The organism is Croceitalea dokdonensis DOKDO 023 (assembly GCF_001306415.1).
Lineage (GTDB): Bacteria > Bacteroidota > Bacteroidia > Flavobacteriales > Flavobacteriaceae > Croceitalea > Croceitalea dokdonensis.
Window position 1 is genome coordinate 436,435 of the sequence record NZ_LDJX01000003.1, and the last position, 18,096, is coordinate 454,530.

Below are 18,096 nucleotides of genomic sequence, written 5' to 3' on the forward strand. Positions count from 1 at the left end.
CCATGTTGCGCAATTTTATTTTTTTAGTGTTTTTCATGGGGACATGGGTCTTGTGTTCCCAGGAGAATATTTTTTTGCAACGCGCCTTTTGGCAAGCCAATCCAACAATTGCCCAAGTGGAGGCTGCGATTGCAGAGGGGAATGACATTACTGAGCTCAACGGTAATTTGTTTGATGGAGCTTGCTACGCTTTATTGGAAAATGTGGACAATACAACTATCCAACACATTTTAAGTAAAAAGGGCAATGGGGTCGATAAAATGACCCACGATGGCAGAACCTACATGTTTTGGGCCGCTTACCGGGGCAACTTGGATATGATGGAATGGCTGGTACAGCGTGGAGCAAAATGCGACATTGAAGATGCCCATGGCAACAACATCATCAACTTTGCTGCCAATGCAGGGCAAAGGGATACTGCCCTGTACGACTTTTTGTTGGGGCATGGTGCGGATATCAACTCCACCACCCGGAGTGGGGCAAATGCGTTGTTGCTGGTTTCTTCCTCGGCTACGGACTTTAACATCCTTACCTATTTCAACAAAAAAGGACTTTCCATGCAGAGCGTTGATGCTGCAGGAAACGGCATTTTTCAATATGCGGCCAAGGGGGGTAATATCAGCTTTTTAAAGGATTTGGTAGCTAAAGGCGTTGCAACCAATACATACAATGCCAAAGGTGAAAATGCCCTTTTTATGGCGGCACGCGGTACAAGAAGCAAGCAAAATCATAAAGCGGTATTTGACTATTTGATGGGATTAGGTCTAGAGCCTGATATTGTGAGCACCGATGGTAGCACTCTTTTACACTACCTATCTGGCAAAAACAAAGATGTGGCGCTGTACAAAGACTTGATTAATAGTGGTTTAAAAGCCGATTTGGCGAACAAAGAAGGAACAACCCCATTGATGATGGCCGCACGCAGCAATGACCTGGCCATTGTGTCATTATTGGCTTCCCATACCAAAAATATCAACCTTCAGGATAAAAAAGGCCAGTCTGCCTTGACCATGGCGGTTGCTAGAAATGAACCAGCGGTGGTGGACTTTTTGTTGTCCAAAGACGCGGACCATACCGTAGTAGACACCAAAGGAAACACCTTGGCGTATTATTTGGTACAAAGTTATGATCCAAAAAAACCCGAACCTTTCGAGGAAAAGCTAGCTAGCCTAACAAAGGCAGGAGTACAGTTGCAAATGCCACAGCATAATGGCAATTCCTTATTGCACGTAGCGGCGAAAGATAACAATCTATCCTTGCTCAAGCGGCTGGCGACCTTTAACATGGACATTAACCAAAAAAACGATGAGGGCAACACAGTCTTGCATCTGGCTGCAATGTCAACGGGCAATACAGAGGTGTTAGAATACCTCATCTCCCAAGGAGCGGATGTGGCTGTAAAAACTGAATTTCAAGAAACGGTCTATGACCTGGCAAAAGAGAACGAACTGCTGCAAGGTAAGGCCACGGAACTGGATTTTTTAAAATCGGAATAAAGTACAATGAATAAATCTTATATGAACAGGTTGTTAAAAGGAACCCTTACTATATTTTCCCTAGCGCTACTTGCCTTTTCCCAAGCCCCGGAGACCGTGAATTACAAATGTATGATCCAGCTCACCAATTACGAGGGTGAGGGAGCCTATGTGGTAGTCTCCATTTTGGATGGCGATGGAACGTACCAAGAAACCCTATACGTTCAAGGGGACGATGCAGAATGGTACCGCGATATTGAGCAATGGTGGAAGAACCTTTATGGGGTAAGACGTCCAGAACTTGATGGTATTGTGGGTGAAACTGTTGCCGGAGGCCAACGGAAAATGACCGTTTTAAAAATACCTGCGGATAAAATTGATGCGGGGTACCAACTGCGATTTGAGTCTGCCGTGGAAGACCAAGAATACTATGCCCAGGATATACAGTTTCCATTGACTACAGAAAATTTAAAGCAAAAAATGGAAGGGGCTGGTTTTATACGTTACATAAGAATGATTCCACAAGCCCAATAATGCATGACCATCTCTATTTGGAGATATAGTCACTTAGCATTGGCCCTGATTTCAGGGCTTTTTTTGGTTTTGGCATCACTAACGGGCATCGTATTGGCTTTTGAGCCCATGCAATCTGCCGTAAAACCGTATCAGCCCAAAAACCTAGCCGAGGTTTCCCTAGCCACTACCCTAAAAGCGTTGGAAGTAGAATATGATGAGGTGCTTACCCTAGAAGTGGATGCCAATGGTTTTTTATTGGCCAATGTGGTCACCTTCTCTGGAGATAGCAATCAAATCTACGTTCATCCTGTAACTGGTAAGCAATTGGGTGTTCCGGAAGTGCAACATCCCATTTTTAAGTTTGCGACCAATCTGCACCGTTCCCTTTTTCTAAAAAGCGTAGGTCGGTTTTTTGTTGGCGTAGTGTCATTTTTACTATGTTTTATTGCCATAACCGGACTGTTTTTAATCGTTAAACGCCAAGGAGGTTGGCATAAGCTCTTTTCCAAGGTACAAAAGGATTATTTGGAACTGCGATACCACGTAGTTCTGGGAAGATGGTTTTTAATCCCCATTATCATCATTGCGGCCTCTGGGGCTTATCTATCCGCGGAACGGTTTTCGCTTTTGCCCAATGCGCGCCTAACACATGATATTACGGTGTCAACTGAAGATGGTGATATGGGTACAAAACCCTATGAATTGGATATTTTTAAGCAGGTATTCCTGAACGAGGTCCGTTCCGTAAGTTTTCCGTTTTCTGATTTTCCCGAAGACCATTTTGAAATTGCTTTGGCAGATAAAGAACTATTGGTTCACCAATATACAGGGCGAATAGTAAGTGAACAGCCTTACCCTTTTACTTTTTTGGCCAACGAATTTAGTTTGGCACTACATACTGGAAAAGGGTCTATTGTTTGGTCCTTGGTCTTGCTCTTGGCCAGTATGGCCCTGCTGTTCTTTATCTACTCTGGTTTGGTGATGTGGCGCAGACGTGTAAGGAACGGCAAGGTAGCTAGGATTCAAAACCATAAGGATGACTGTAGCCATATTATATTGGTGGGTTCGGAAACCGGAACCACCTATGCTTTTGCGGAATGTTTGGAGCAAGCACTTACCCATGCGGGAAAGACAGTCTTTGTTTCACAGTTGAATGATTATACCAGCTATGCCAAGGCAGAACAGTTGATTGTCCTAACAGCCACATATGGGGATGGTGAGGCACCCACTAATGCAAGGCACTTTGCCCAACTTTTAAAGACAAACCCGCCGCATCATAACATTCATTACAGTATAGTTGGTTTTGGCTCATTGCGCTATCCCAATTACTGTAAATTTGCCGCAGAGCTGGATAACATGCTTCAGGCACATCCTAAATTTGAGCCTGTTTTACCGCTATATAAGGTGAACAACCAATCTACGGAAGCGTTTCAGGATTGGTCTAGAAAGTGGGCGGTGGCCACAAATACGGCACTTGTCCTGCCAGTGTTCAAACAAAAAAAAGTAAGCCTAACATCCGTAAATCTAAGGGTGGTATCCATTACCGATATAAATCTGGACGATACCTTTATACTTAGGCTTAGACCATCAAAAACACCAAAATTTTGTTCGGGTGACCTTTGTGGTTTTACCCCTAAAGAGGACGGTATGATGCGCTGGTACTCCCTTGCAAAGTACCAAGGAGACATTTTGTTAAGCATCAAAAAACACCAGAAAGGAAAATGCTCCCCTTTTCTAAGTAGCTTAAAGCCCGGGGATATGGTGCAAGGTAATATCAAAAAAAACCCACATTTCCATGTGCCCAAAAAAGTATCCGAATTGGTTTGTATTGGGAACGGTACCGGAATTGCCCCCTTCTTGGGAATGTTTGATGAAAACCAAAAAAACATCCCTGCCAGCCTCTATTGGGGAGGTAGGAATGAGGAATCATTAGCATTATACGCACCCTATTTAAGTGCATCGCAGGCATCTGGGAAATTGGTACACTTACGTACCGGTTTCTCCCGTGTTGCTACTACCAAAACCTATGTACAACACGTATTGCTCCAAGACGCGGAACCATTGGCAAAAAAGTTGGAAAGTGGTGCGGTATTCTTAATCTGCGGAAGCTTGACCATGCAGAACGAGGTGTTGGACGTTTTGGAAGACATTAGCCAAAGGCAACTGCAGCAGCCGCTAAGTGAGTTTGAGCAAAGAGGACAGTTAAAAATGGATTGTTACTAAAAACGAAAACAATAAAAAAGGCTTTTACAAAGCGCATTTCGGGTCTTTCTGTCATGGTATTGCGCTGGAAGTTGCCGTAGTTTTAAAAACTAGCGCAGGTTCCGTTGCAGCCAAAAACACCACGTATGCTTGTTTTGTAAAAGCCTTTTAAATAATAGCTGAAAGGTAAATCCCTATTATTGGGGAGGTTGCCTACGGTTGCGCTCTAGATGCCTGTTCATCTTTTTCCATTGCGCGTATTGCTGGGCATTTAAAACCTCTTTTAATTTCTCTTGGCGCGCTATTTTGCTGTCAAGGCGTGCCTTTTGTCTGGCAAATTGTGCCTCTGCGCGATTTGTACTCTGGTCATTTTCCAACCGCATTTGTTTAAGCTCCTCATGTTCTGCCTGTCTTGCCTCTATATCCTCAGTATTGATTCTTAGAACCTCACTTTGTTGTTCTGCGGTCAAATCTAAGGCTAGGGTCATTTTTTTGGTCTGTAATGTAGCCAATTGCGCAGGGGTTAGGTCCTTGGCCATTCCCCTTTTATTGCCTCTTGGCCCGCCGTGCTGTGCCATGGCAATGCTGCCCGTCATAAATACGGCCATTCCTAATAAAATTACTTTTTTTATCATGTGATATTGTTTTGATTTGCCTTTAGGACAGCTTATTGCGGTAAAGGTTTAACCAAGGCTACTTTTTTGTGATACACTTAACAGTGCCACAGATAAGGAACGGGTTATTTTACCTCTTTTACCTCACTTTGGCCTGTATGTTTCTCTGCATCTTCAAACTCTGTTTCGGCTACGTTAGCTGTAAGAATTTCTTGTTGCAGGTTAACTTCTTTTTCAAAATTGTAATAAAAAACAGCTGCCGCTAAAAAACAAGCAAAGTAGACTAAACTCTTGATTTTGTAGGATTTCATAATCGATAAATTTGGGACTACAAAGATAGGAAAGAAGAAAAGGGGGATTTGGAATTTGTTGCGAAACCTAGGAATTTGGTTGTGAAATCCCATTTCTGTAAAATAAAAGGGACAAACCAAAGTTTGTCCCTTTTTGTCATAGCGATGAATGGTATGTTTTATCCGTTTAATGGGGCTTGGTTAAACCAGTACTTCCGGTGCGTCCCCATGGTTTGCGAATCTCTGAAAGGACCTACTTTGGGTCCAGAATCATATCAATACGCTCCATGGCATCCTGTAAATGGTACTTGCTCATTGTGTCAGACGTTCTGGCGATACCATTCTTTATGGTAGTCTTCAGGTTTCTAAGTTCTGCCCTTGCCACGGAACGAATATCGGATTGGCTGGTGTTCACGGCGGTAGATTTCCTGTAACCCCCAAAATCTGGTAGTTTGCGCTGGTTTTCCGCCGTCATTAAATACCCAAGCCTATCAATGTGTGCTTTTTGTAGGTTTCTTCGATAAGTATCAATGGCCTTACCGCTTCTGGTTTCTGACCAGATACCGCGTCTCAAATCCCGCATCATGTCAACCAACTTATAGGCATCGTTACCGTTTATGGTCTCATTTTCTATCATACGTGCCATTTTCCCTAGGCTAAGTATAGTGTTCAGCGTCCGTTCTTGCATAGCTCTGACACGCTCTACGGAACCGGAGTACTGAATGCGTTCAAAGATAGCTTCGTCCAACATCCATTCGGGCGTTTCAAATAGCTGTTCCTGTAAAAAGTCCAAACAGTTTTTTTGATGTTCCTTACTAACATGGGTGTAAACAGCGCCTTCTTGGTCCGCTGTTTTATGGTGCTCGTATACACCGCCCAAATTATTGGCTACGTGGCCCATGTATCTCCTAAACTGGCTTACCACTTGGCCATACATGGTTTCTAAATCATCGTAGTTCTCACCTTCTTTAGTGGTCCATTCCATTAGATTGGGCACAATACGCTTTAAATTGGCAATACCGTACTCACTTGCTTTTATGGCATCATCGCCCAAATCTTCTGTTTGGGAGCTGGGATCATGGATATCACCTACTTGTTGGTGCCCAAACCGGTACATAGGGTCCCCAGCATGCTCTAAAATCCATGAGTTTAGGATAGGCTTTTCATCTTCCGCCGTGGCATCCAAAATAGGCCTATAGCCCCATTTAATCGCATACTTGTCGTACACACCTATATCTGGCATCAAGGCTACGCCCTCATCCCCTGGTTGTGCCACATAGTTAAAACGGGCATAGTCCATAATGGATGGCGCAGTTCCATATTTTTTGGTAAAGCTTGCAGAGCGCAGGGAATCCACAGGATAGGCAACACTGCTGCCCATGTTGTGTGGCAGTCCCAAGGTATGTCCTACTTCATGGGACGATACAAAACGAATTAACCTTCCCATGACCTCGTCATCAAACTCTGTAGCGCGGGCATCCGGGTTGATAGCGGCGGTCTGCACAAAGAACCAATTTCTAAGCAAACTCATAACATTATGGTACCAATTGATATCGGACTCCAAAATTTCACCACTTCTAGGATCGCTCACATGTGGTCCATTGGCGTTGGGAATTGGGGAAGCCAGATAACGCACCACGGAATACCTCACGTCTTCTGGTGACCATTCTGGGTCTTCTTCTGGGGTAGGTGGTTCTTTGGCAATAATGGCATTTTTAAAACCAGCGGCCTCAAAGGCTACTTGCCAATCTTCTATTCCTTGTTTTATGTAGGGCAGCCACTTTTTTGGTGTGGCTCGGTCCACGTAATATACAATGGGCTTTTTTGGTTCTACCAGTTCACCGGCCTTAAATTTTGCAATGTCCTCATCTTTTACCTCTAATCTCCATCTGTCCAAATACGTCAAGGTTTTGCTTTTCTGGGCATCCAAACCGTAATCTACTTGGCCCCGGGCAAACCAACCTACGCGCTCATCAAAATAACGTCTTTTCATAGGTTCTTTGGGCAATAGAATCATGGAGTTGTTGATTTCTATGGATATGGAACCTAAACTTTGGTTGCTTGGGGCGCTTTTGGCAACGTATGTTTTTACATGCCGTGCCTCAATATTAAGCGGATAACTTTTAATACTCTCAATATAGCTGCGATCACTGTCCAAACGGCTCACCTTATACCTGGTTCGGTAGAAGCTTGGCATTCCCAGGGCGTTGACGTCTTTTGTGAACAATGGGTCCACCTCAATCACTGTAGCGGGATGTAGCGAGTCTTTTGTATTCAAGGCTTTAATGGGAAAAGCATATAGTACAGGTTCAAAATTGCTATTGACCACCGCCTCATGGATGGGCAAGGAATCTGCCGCTACATTACCGTAAGAAATAACGCGCAATAGCACCTTTTTAGGCTTCTTCTCCCAGCGTAAAACTTGGGTGTTGATTTTTCCACCCCCAAAACCAATTCCGGTAGCGGTTTTAGAAATTCTACTTACCATCAACATTTCCCGGTTAAAAAGGGAGTCTGGTATTTCATAGAAATGCTGGTTGTCTACTTGATGCACCTTAAATAATCCATCATCTGTTTTGGCATCTTTGGTGATTACCTTTGCATATGGTTGGGGTTCTCCCTTCTTTGGTTTGGAAGCGGGTTTTTCCGTCTGTTGTTTCTTCTTTTTCTTAAATAGTTGTGCCTCACTTTGCTGGATACCTCCTATTAGGAAGAAAAAACATAGTGCTTTGGTCCATAAATTCATTTTCATTGAGCTGTAATTTGGTTTTGTGTAATCTCCCAAAGAACCTAAAAAATGATTGAATTAACTGTTAAAATCCTATTAACAGTTTCCTTTTTTTAGATTTTGGGCTTTTTGGGCATTTCCTGAATTTTCCTACTACCTGCAATTGTTGCCACTCTTTTTTTTTAGGTTTTTTTGGTTTTAAAAATCTGTTAAATAGCCATTGGTTCCTGTAACATTTTAAATGATGAATAGTCTTATCAGCATCAATCATCAATCATCAAATCAATTAAAAAATGAACAAGTTATTAGTTATTTATGGGTGCTTCTGTTTAGGCGGGACCCCAAGTTTAGTGGAACAATGGAACCAAGAGGTGCTAGATTCCCCAACGGCCAACAAGATGGTAAAAGACGGAATGCAAGCCTTGCCTCAATTGGAAATGAACCATGGGCAAGAGTGGGGAGCAAGTGATTACTTGCAACCTGTCTCTAGCCTGCCCCTAAGCAGTGGTGATATTCAGTTTGAGGAATTGGACGCTCCCGTAGACCTAGGTTTTGACACAAGTAGATACCTTCCAGACGGATTTAATCCGTTTATCAAGGGTTTTGATATGCGTACGGTAGAATTTGAAGCAGCCGAAGAATTGCCCCTTCTAGGTTTTGATTCAAAGGCATATTTGCCCGATGGTTTTAATGCTTATGCCAATACCGTATCCATTTCTACGATTCAATTTATGGAGTTGGAGGAAGAAGATGCGTTTAATAGCGCTGGTTTGCAGCATTATCTACCGGAGGGTTTTGATCCGCATTCCGTATATTTTGATATAAGTACGTTACATTTTATAGACGGACAGGAATCAGGGGAACTGGGCATAGAGGTTAAAAATTATCTACCAGTAGATTTTAATCCGTATGAGGAAAAGAAAGTATCCATACCTACCATTCATTTCATGGAACTGCCAGGGAAGGATGAATATTTAGGTTTTGATACCCGTCTATACCTTTCCAAAGATTTTGACCCCTACAAAGGGTTGAACTAGTGAAGTGTTTTCATTTTATCATTTTTTGAGTTAGTCAGTGAAAAGACCCTTGTCTGTAGCAAGGGTCTTTTACATTAAACTGGGGTCTTTTGGAGGGTTTAACAGAAAAATAACAACATATTCGATGAAGTGTTGTTGGCAAAAATTAGGCCCTTTTTATGGTAAACCATTACGGAGTGGTTTTGGGAATTATCATTTTGATAAAGTTGCTTGCTTAGTATTATGGAGTTGATAGTCTGGTGTTGTTTTGAGGTTGTTAACAAACTCCAAACACATACTATATAAGGGTTTTTGCAGTTCTATCTTTGTAACCTCAAATCAAGAAAGAATGAAAATTAGAAAATATATTGCCGTTTTATTTATCGCTGCCATGTTCTTGCCGCTCTTTAGCGCTAAGGCAGAAAAGGAAGTAAAGGACAATCAGTTTAATATCCAAGATGTGGTTTTTGAAGAACAAGACGATGTATTGGAATTGGACTTTGATACCACAGGACATTTGCCCAGCGGGTTTGATCCTTATGCTAATGAAGTCTCCATACAAACCATACAGTTTATGGAAGAAGATGAAGTGGAGTTGGATTTTGATACCACAACGTATCTTCCGGAAAATTTTGACGCCTACAATAAGTAAGCGTTAGATGTTATCTTTGAGTTAGTTAGTTTAGGAAAACCCGATGGAAACATCGGGTTTTTTTATGGTATTTCATCGAAAATTAATGCGGATGATAGAGACCTGACAACAGTTTTATTTATTTTGGACAACAGAATGGTTCTGGTTTACAACAAACACGTTTAAAAAAGTAAGAAAAAGCCTAATTTTAACGTAGGTTGTTGACTCCAGGAAAAACAGAGGATATGAAAAAAGTAAGCTTTCTTTTATTATTTGTCTCAATGGCTACGAGTCTTATCGCTCAAAATGAAGTGAGCCAGCGTGAGGTCATCGCTTTGTTGGAACTTAAGGCAAAAACCAAAGGGCATTTGTGGACGCAGCAGTGGGACCAGTCCAAACCAATTAGCACATGGCATGGGGTAACCGTTAAGGATGGTAAAGTGGTTGCGTTGGATTTATCCGATAACAACCTACAGGGCAAACTCCCAATCACCATAGGAAACTTAAGGCATTTACAGGTGTTGGATTTGTCAGGAAACCAAATAGAAGGTAAGATTCCGGCATTGTTCAGGAAATTCCAAGACCTCAAGGAAGTGAATCTAGAGGATAACAAACTAGCAGGAAACATACCAAACACAATTAACAAATTGCAAAACCTGCAAGAGTTAAAATTGAGCAATAACCAGCTGCAAGGTAGTGTACCAAACAATATCAACACATTAAAAAAACTGACAACGCTGGCATTGGCCAATAACGATTTACAAGGGGCCTTGCCAGAAGGAATGGAAAAACTCACAAAACTAAAACGTCTTTATTTATCCAATACAAAGCTTACCAACCTTTCTGCCTTAAAAGGGCTGGCAAGCCAACAACTTATATTGACGGATTTTGAGATAGACAACGGGAAATTGGTGCCTTTGGATTTTTCCAAAGTTCCTGAAGGGTTGTCCAAGCTAAAATTTGAGGATTTTGACGATATGTAATTGGCTTTCTATGCAGAAAGGCTTTGGATTATGCAACGCATTCTTGGTAATTAAATAAAAGTCCTTTTTAGGGCTTTTATCGTTTAAAACAGAAACGGCACAACATATTTAAAAACCAGAATCAATAATCCAACCGCTATTAGGTTTAGAATTATCCCGACCCTCGCCATTTGAGGCACTTTCACAAATCCACTGGCAAATACAATCGCGTTTGGCGGTGTGGCCATGGGCAACATAAACGCACAACTACTGGCCATGGTCACCGGTATCAATAGATATAAGATAGGAATATCAAGGCCAATGGCAATACCTGCGATTACTGGGGCCAAAACAGCCACTAGAGCTACATTGCTCATTAATTCCGTCATAAAGAGCATCAAAAGGATAAGCAGTGACGCGGTGAGCAGAATACTGATGTCGCTATGGGCAATAAGGTTGGCTACAAGGTCCACAATTCCGCTTACGGACATCCCTTTTGCCAGTGCTAATCCACCTCCAAATAGTATTAAAATTCCCCAGGCCAGTTTAGAGGTATCTTGCCACTTGAGAATAAAATCCCCACGTTTGATGTTGTAGGGAACCGCAAACAAACTAATGGCCGCAAAAATACTGATCATGGTGTCCGATAGCCCTAGATTTGGAAAAATGGAGTTGATCAAGGTCCTAAACACCCAAAGAAATACGGTAATGCCAAAAATGGCCAAAACCATTTTCTCTTTGCCGGAGGTGGGCCCTAGCTCATTGAGTTCCACTTGTATGACCTCTTTGGAAGCATTAAAAGTTAAGTCCCTAACTGGGAACATCCATCGCGTAAGCACAAAATAGGTAATGCTGATCATGGCCATGGAAAATGGAAGCCCCAAGGACATCCATTTTAGAAAGGAAATTTGAATATCATATTCGTTTTCAAGTAACCCGATCAATACGGAGTTGGGTGGGGTACCAATTACCGTTGCAATACCGCCGGCATTGGCAGAAAAGGCAATGCCCAGCATAACGCTCAGTGAAAAATTTTGATCGTTTTTGGTAAAACCGTCTGCGTCATTAACCAGTAAATTTATGACAGAAAGTGCAATGGGCAACATCACAACGGTACTGGCCGTATTACTGATCCACATGCTCAAGGATGCCGTGGCGATCATAAATCCCAGCACTACCTTGTTAGGGGTGGTTCCCGTAAGGCGAATGATATTGAGCGCAATGCGTTTGTGCAAGTTTACTTTCTCCAGGGCAAGGGCCATGACAAACCCACCAAAAAATAAAAATACTATAGGACTTCCGTAGTTGGCTCCAACCTCGGCAATGGGCAGGATGTTCAACAGGGGAAAAAGTAAGAGTGGCAAAAGTGCAGTGACAGAAATGGATACGGCCTCCGTGATCCACCAGATGAGCATCCAAGCGGCTACGGCAAGCACCGCATCACCCTGTTCGGAAATTAACCTAATAGGCAGTATATTGAGCACTAGGAATACCAATGGACCTAAAACCAGTCCCAATTTTTTGCTTCCTTCCATGAATTTCCGAAGCTAGGATAATTTAAAACAAAAAGAAAATCCGCTATCTAATCTTTCTTTTTTGCAAACAGGCCGTCATCCCTTTTTTCAACCATAAACACACCTAATTTAGTTAGATTTTTGGTGCTTTTATCCCATTTTTTACCACTAAGGCCAGCTTGTTGCTTTAGTTCTGCCAGAGGTATTTCTTCTACGTTTTTAAGCAGTTCCATAATGGTTTTTTCTTCCTCCGTAAGTTCAATCTGCTTCTTTTCTGGTCTCATCTGTGGAAAGAACAATACCTCTTGGATACTTGAATTATTGGTCATTAACATGACCAATCTGTCAATGCCAATACCTATACCAGAGGTAGGGGGCATACCGTATTCCAAGGCGCGTAAAAAATCCTGATCTATGAACATGGCCTCGTCATCGCCATTTTCAGACAGTCTTAATTGTTCCTCAAAACGTTCCCGCTGATCAATAGGGTCGTTTAGCTCAGAATAACAGTTGGCCAGTTCCTTTCCATTGACCATGAGTTCAAAACGTTCTGTAAGCCCTGGTTTGCTCCGGTGGGCCTTGGTCAGCGGGCTCATTTCCTTTGGGTAGTCCATGATAAAGGTGGGCTGTATATAATGGTGCTCACATTTTTCCCCAAAAATCTCATCAATCAGCTTACCAACACCCATGGTGTCATCAACTTCAATACCTAATTTTTTTGCTGTTTCCCGTAGCTCATTTTCGTCCATCTTGGAAACATCATATCCCGTGTGTTCTTCTATGGCATCTAAGATAGGAACCCTGGCATAGGGTGCTTTAAATTCAATTTCGTTGTCCCCAACTTGCAATTTGCTAGTACCGTTGGCATCTATGGCAACTTTTTCCAGTAATTGCTCAGTGGTATCCATCATCCAGTGATAATCCTTGTAAGCCACATAGAGTTCCATAACGGTAAACTCCGGATTGTGCGTCCTGTCCATTCCTTCATTCCTAAAATCTTTGGAAAACTCATAGACACCATCAAAGCCGCCAACTATAAGCCGTTTAAGGTAAAGCTCATTGGCAATTCTTAGGTACAAGGGGATATTTAGGGCATTGTGGTGCGTTAAAAATGGCCTAGCCGCGGCACCACCGGGAATGGGCTGTAAAATAGGCGTTTCCACTTCCAAATACCCGCGTTCATTATAGAAGTCCCGTATGCTATTGGTAATCATGGTCCTTTTGATAAAGGTTTCTTTCACTTTTGGGTTCACCACCAAGTCTACATAGCGTTGGCGGTAACGCAGCTCTGGGTCGTTAAATTGGTCATAAACGTTTCCTTCTGCATCCTTTTTGGGAAGTGGTAGGGGCCGTAATGCTTTGCTTAACAGTGAAAAGTTTTTTACCATTACTGTTTTTTCCCCAACTTGTGTGGTAAATAATTCGCCTTCCACACCAATAATGTCCCCAATGTCCAATAGTTTTTTATACACCTCATTGTAAAGCGATTTGTCCTCACCCGTGCATATTTCATCACGATTAAAATATACCTGAATCCTACCTTCGCTATCTTGTAGTTCTGCAAAGGATGCCTTACCCTGAATACGCCTAGACATTAACCTACCGGAAATTACCACCTTCTTGCCCTCTTGAAAATCACGTTTAATGCTCTTGGAGCTGGCATCCACTGGGTACAACGCTGCCGGATACGGGTCTATGCCCATTTCACGAAGCTTATTCAATTTTTCCCTACGTACGATTTCCTGTTCCGATAATTGCTGCATGCCTAAGAAATTAAAGCGCAAAATTAAGGTTTTGCGATCTAAACATAAGCATACCTTTACGTTCAGTTTTTAGAATATCGGGGGAGATAGCCCCTATTTTTAAGTATGGCCACCATATCCTTCTCTAAACTTTTAAGGGGACGTTCCACAATGCGGTTCACTTCCTGCCCGTCTTTGAGAAATACTAAGGTAGGAACTTTAGTCACCTTCCACCCTTTCTCCTCTCCGTTGGGTCCTTTTTTATAGTTTCCGGGTCTTTTGTCAAGTGCTATTATTTCTAGTAGGTCCATGGGATAATCGGCTTGCTCCAAAATTTTTAGGATTCTTGGAACCTCCCTTTTGCTATCTCCGCACCAAGTACCCAAAAATAACTTGAGCTCATAATGCTTTATGTTCTTTTTGATGTATGGCAAAGTGGCGGTGTCCACTTCATAAGATTCATAAGAACTCTGGTACCAGGTGTTATAAGAACCCCTTGTTAAGTCTTTTACGCTAATCTTGCCCAATAAAAATGCAGTTCCCTGCTGGGGAATCACCTCTTTTTGACTGTTTTGTGATTGGGCAGTGTGCATGGTAATAAGAGTGCTCAGCAATAAAAAGGAATGTTTCATGATTTACGGATTTTGATTCCAAAAATCATTTAAATGCCCAGTGAAAGGGGTTTTTAGCAGGTTGAAAAACGGACTAGACCCGGGGTGGAAATTGTTTGGATGTTAAAGGTGCCTTTCATTTTTTACCCGTTTATAACCTAGTGCTTAATGCTAGAACGCAAATGGCAACTACATGGTAATATCCTTTCGGGAAGAAACTCCTAGCTTTTTGTAGATATTGTTGATGTGTGTCTTTACCGTGCTTAGGCTGATAAAAAGTTCTGCTGCAATCTCCTTATTGGTCTGGCCTCGTCTAATGGCTTTATAGACCTTAATCTCTTGGGGTGACAGGCTATCCGTATTAAAGGGGTGTTGGTTTTTTTTGTTTTGTTTGGACACATAAAAAAACAGGACGATGACCACAAATAGAAAAACGGTAATCGCTCCAAAAACGGGTGCGGAAATGAAGGCAGTACCACTATTGCCAGCGCTGTTGTCCGTGCGGTCCCTGTGGAGTTCATTTGCGTATTTTTGGGTAAAACTAGCATTAGGGTATTGCTGTTGCAACCCTTGTTCCAAGTCTGTATAAAAAGTGGTTGCCTCTAGGTTTTTTCTATAAAAATCACTGGTTTCATTGGCGGGGTCGGATAAAAAGGCAAATACTTGTAGTGCCAATAAGGGTTCAGAACTTTCATTGGCAAAATCCTGAAGTTTTTTAAACCATTGCCGCATTAAAAATGCTTGATTGGCCCCAGAGGTAACATCCATAAAATCCAATATCATTTCTTCTTTAAGTGATTCAAATTCCAACAATAACGGGGAAGCGGGGTTTTTGGAAACTATAGAACAAAAAGCTTGGTTATTTTGCAGCAACGGAATCTCTAGGGTGTCTTTTGCATTGGCAATGAACATGAGACGTTGCGTCCTTGGGCAATGGGTTAAAAAATGATTGCCCCCATTCGCACTCTCGGCACAATGGTCCATATGCACGGCATAAATGCGGTTGGCTTTAGACAGCGAACCGCCCTCAAAAACAAACTGTCCAAGGCTGTCAACCACAGTTTTTTGAATGATTTGATGGGTGTATGCCCTTGAGGTCTTTCTGTAGTCTTCCAACAGGGAGAGGTAGACCGGTTTCCCAGATTTGGACGGTGAAAGGGAGCCTTTGAATTGATACTGTGCGCATAGATTTCCACAGATTAGCAACAGTAGTAAGGCAAACCGACCTAGCATGGTCTAAAAATACTGTATTTTCTGTAACAAATAGTGTTCCCTTTAGACCAATAGGGTACATCAATCAATCATCCAGATTACATGAGTTTTTTACGCGTTTTATTGGCCATTATCTTTCCACCGCTTTCCGTAATAGGTAAGGGGTGTGGTTCTTTTTTAATTGTGCTCCTCCTAACATTTTGTGGTTGGGTGCCCGGCGTAATTGCCGCGCTGGTTATTCTAAACAATCCAAATTAGTCTTGGTATCTTTGCCCTATGAACAAAAAGGTGGTATTTCAAGATTTAGGGCTAAGGGATTACAAGGAGACCTGGGATTACCAGGAGCTTCTTTTTAAAGAAATAGTTGACGCCAAAATTAAGAACAGAAGGGAAGCCACACAGTTGGAAACCGCCAATCATTTTCTGTTCGTAGAACATCCGCATGTATACACTTTGGGTAAAAGCGGGGATATAAAAAACCTTTTGGTGGACCAAGCCCAATTAGCTGCCAAAGGAGCTACTTTTTATAAGATAAACCGGGGTGGAGACATCACATATCATGGTCCCGGCCAAGTAGTAGGTTACCCCATTTTGGATCTGGACAATTTCTTTACAGACATTCACAAATACCTCAGATTCTTGGAGGAAATGGTTATCCTAACCCTAGCGGAGTATGGGTTAAAAGCGATGCGCTCCACAGGGGAAACCGGGGTTTGGTTAGATGTGGGGACGCCTTTTGCGCGTAAAATTTGTGCAATGGGAGTGCGTGCCAGTAGATGGGTGACCATGCACGGGTTTGCCCTAAACGTAAACGCGGATTTAGGGTATTTTGACATGATGATACCCTGTGGTATCAAGGATAAGGCGGTTACCAGCTTAAATGCGGAGTTGGGCCTTGCCCAAATAGATATGGATGAGGTGAAGCAGAAGTTGCTCCGCCATTTTGAAATCCTTTTTGAGGCCGAAATGGTGAAGGAAAAAATCTAGAATTTGTCCTACGAAAGCCACCCATTTTAGGCCGCTCCAATAACCTGGGCTAGAACAGAAAAGAGTATAGGGAAAAGCAAAAAAATAAAAAAGCTGAACAATCATGAGACTGTTCAGCTTTTTGTTAATATATCATACTTACGTTACCTTAAAAGTGGTATAAAGGTAAGTGCAAGTATTCTATGGTCTACTTAATGATAATCTGCTTGCTGTCAGACCAGTCATCACCATCGACTTTTAGGATGTAGGTTCCGGCAGACAAATAATCCAGCGGATAATCTATCACATCACGTCCTCTAGACACTTCATAGGTTTTAACGTCATTCACCATTCTACTGCTGGTATCAAACAAGGATACGGTAACAGTTTCTAGCTCAGATGGGAAAACCGCTTGTAAACTCACCGCATTCAAGTCAGTATTGGTATTAATACTTCCTGTATCCGTATTGAGGACAAGGGTTACCTTATCGCCTGAGACTGCGGGAACTGGGAAAACCTTTGTAATGGACATTGGTATTCCGCCAACCTTTGGCGTGCTTGTGCAATTAGGTTCTAGTTCCAACAAAAACTCCGCACTGCCTTCGCAACCGTCAGGGTTCACCCATGAAATGGTATAGATTCCAAAATCATCGGCATTCAATCCATATCTAGAGACACTATTTTGGTATGGTGCCTGCGCATCACTGCGCACAGAGGTTCCCCCATTAGCATTAACAAAGGTAAACGTCCAACCAGTATAATCGTTGTCAACATCTGGGTTGGTTTCCTCCCCTGGTCTCACTACCCTGAGAATCAAATCATAGCCCAAACACGCTGTACTGCTATTGCCTGTGATGTAGGTTCCGTCTGGATCTCTTGGCCTAACCTTGTATTGTAGGACCATAGGACAGGATACTTTGATACCGGCATCTAGTGTGTGGTTTGATGTGGCTTCCACCTCAAAACAATCCGTAACACCGGCAGTGTTGGCATCGGAGTCCATACTATCATTGGCACCAGTATTGGCAGTAGTAAATTCAAATCCTTCTGGTACATCGGAAAATTGAATGTAATAAGAACCGCTATTGGGGCAAATTTCAAAATTATAGTATCCAGGTTCACCAGTGACCGGGTTGGTGCTTGTTACCGTGATGTCCACCAATACTCCATCCGTGGCTCCTTTGTCAGAGCATTGGAATATTTGAACGGTTACACCGTCTACACCAGATTCTCCCGTATCTTGGATTCCGTTTTCGTTTTCATCGCTAAAGACAAAATCTCCAAGGGTAATCTTTTGATCAACGGTGACCAATATGGTTTCCTCTGCTTGGCAACCATTTTCGTCCGTAAGTACAACGGTATATGGTGTTGTTGTTATAGGCGATACCCAAATACTATTGGTCGTTTCACCATTGGACCAAGAAACGATTCCATCGCCAGTAGCTGTCAACTCAATTTCCTCCCCTTCACAGATGGTCACATCGGAAGATACATTAAGTTCAGGTGTTGGATGTTCGTTGATGGTCAACGTTGCCATGTAGGCACAACCATTGGCATCCTCCACTTGCAGCACCACAGGGCTGTCCGCCGCGGTATAGGTCTGGTTGTTAAAGTCCC

The 18,096-nt window shown here is 42.5% G+C and carries 16 protein-coding genes; 8 read left to right on the plus strand and 8 right to left on the minus strand.

Translation table 11 applies throughout. The features are described 5' to 3' along the window. The first annotated feature begins 2 nt into the window (after positions 1-2). From I595_RS09020 to I595_RS09030, 3 genes are read left to right on the plus strand one after another with little or no spacing between them, the layout of a single operon-like run. Entirely contained in the window at positions 3-1,496 is a 1,494-nt protein-coding gene (locus I595_RS09020; RefSeq protein ID WP_054559081.1) for an ankyrin repeat domain-containing protein, read from the plus strand. Between the two features lie 6 nt (positions 1,497-1,502). Next, positions 1,503-2,009 carry a DUF2271 domain-containing protein gene (locus tag I595_RS09025; protein ID WP_245628254.1) on the plus strand — a complete coding sequence of 169 codons (507 nt, stop codon included), beginning with the start codon at positions 1,503-1,505 and terminating at the stop codon, positions 2,007-2,009. A gap of 3 nt (positions 2,010-2,012) precedes the next feature. After that, the gene (locus I595_RS09030) at positions 2,013-4,214 is read left to right on the plus strand and encodes a PepSY domain-containing protein (protein ID WP_083467549.1); all 2,202 of its coding nucleotides are present in this window, start codon (positions 2,013-2,015) and stop codon (positions 4,212-4,214) included. A 176-nt stretch (positions 4,215-4,390) separates the two neighbouring features. Here I595_RS09030 and I595_RS09035 read toward each other — a convergent pair whose 3' ends face one another. The 3 genes from I595_RS09035 to I595_RS09045 all read right to left on the minus strand — a co-directional run bounded on the left by I595_RS09035 (position 4,391) and on the right by I595_RS09045 (position 7,849). Then, a complete protein-coding gene (locus tag I595_RS09035) occupies positions 4,391-4,828 on the minus strand; it encodes a hypothetical protein (protein WP_157449706.1) in 438 nt (145 codons plus the stop codon). 104 nt (positions 4,829-4,932) lie between these two features. Then, positions 4,933-5,118, minus strand: a complete 186-nt coding sequence (locus I595_RS09040) for a hypothetical protein (protein ID WP_054559084.1) — start codon at positions 5,116-5,118, stop codon at positions 4,933-4,935. A 232-nt stretch (positions 5,119-5,350) separates the two neighbouring features. After that, on the minus strand, positions 5,351-7,849 hold the full coding sequence (locus I595_RS09045) for a zinc-dependent metalloprotease (protein WP_054559085.1): 2,499 nt from the start codon (positions 7,847-7,849) through the stop codon (positions 5,351-5,353). A gap of 269 nt (positions 7,850-8,118) precedes the next feature. Here I595_RS09045 and I595_RS09055 point away from each other — a divergent pair, with 269 nt between their 5' ends. From I595_RS09055 to I595_RS09065, 3 genes are all read left to right on the plus strand, one after another. Next, entirely contained in the window at positions 8,119-8,862 is a 744-nt protein-coding gene (locus I595_RS09055) for a hypothetical protein (RefSeq protein ID WP_157449707.1), read from the plus strand. A 328-nt stretch (positions 8,863-9,190) separates the two neighbouring features. Next, complete coding sequence (locus I595_RS09060) at positions 9,191-9,493, plus strand: hypothetical protein (protein ID WP_054559088.1); 303 nt, start codon at positions 9,191-9,193, stop codon at positions 9,491-9,493. Between the two features lie 224 nt (positions 9,494-9,717). Further along, on the plus strand, positions 9,718-10,455 hold the full coding sequence (locus I595_RS09065) for a leucine-rich repeat domain-containing protein (protein ID WP_054559089.1): 738 nt from the start codon (positions 9,718-9,720) through the stop codon (positions 10,453-10,455). A gap of 83 nt (positions 10,456-10,538) precedes the next feature. Here I595_RS09065 and I595_RS09070 read toward each other — a convergent pair whose 3' ends face one another. The 4 genes from I595_RS09070 to I595_RS17795 form a co-directional block, all read right to left on the minus strand. Then, positions 10,539-11,969, minus strand: a complete 1,431-nt coding sequence (locus I595_RS09070; RefSeq protein WP_054559090.1) for an SLC13 family permease — start codon at positions 11,967-11,969, stop codon at positions 10,539-10,541. 47 nt (positions 11,970-12,016) lie between these two features. After that, a complete protein-coding gene (gene lysS, locus I595_RS09075; protein WP_054559091.1) occupies positions 12,017-13,711 on the minus strand; it encodes a lysine--tRNA ligase in 1,695 nt (564 codons plus the stop codon). A gap of 62 nt (positions 13,712-13,773) precedes the next feature. Next, complete coding sequence (locus I595_RS09080) at positions 13,774-14,322, minus strand: thioredoxin family protein (protein ID WP_054559092.1); 549 nt, start codon at positions 14,320-14,322, stop codon at positions 13,774-13,776. A gap of 168 nt (positions 14,323-14,490) precedes the next feature. Then, positions 14,491-15,534, minus strand: coding sequence for a helix-turn-helix domain-containing protein (locus I595_RS17795; RefSeq protein WP_054559093.1), 1,044 nt, complete (start codon positions 15,532-15,534; stop codon positions 14,491-14,493). Positions 15,535-15,615: 81 nt separating this feature from the next. On the opposite strand from I595_RS17795, the gene I595_RS17130 reads away from it, so the two are divergent. Together I595_RS17130 and lipB are read left to right on the plus strand one after the other, a co-directional pair. After that, the gene (locus I595_RS17130; protein WP_083467550.1) at positions 15,616-15,771 is read left to right on the plus strand and encodes a YqaE/Pmp3 family membrane protein; all 156 of its coding nucleotides are present in this window, start codon (positions 15,616-15,618) and stop codon (positions 15,769-15,771) included. An 18-nt stretch (positions 15,772-15,789) separates the two neighbouring features. Further along, positions 15,790-16,500 (plus strand): lipoyl(octanoyl) transferase LipB, encoded by a 711-nt coding sequence (gene lipB, locus I595_RS09090; protein WP_054559094.1) that lies wholly within the window; start codon positions 15,790-15,792, stop codon positions 16,498-16,500. Between the two features lie 187 nt (positions 16,501-16,687). Here lipB and I595_RS09095 read toward each other — a convergent pair. Next, positions 16,688-18,096 (minus strand): SdrD B-like domain-containing protein (locus I595_RS09095; protein ID WP_157449708.1); only part of this gene is annotated, 1,409 nt, incomplete at its 5' end.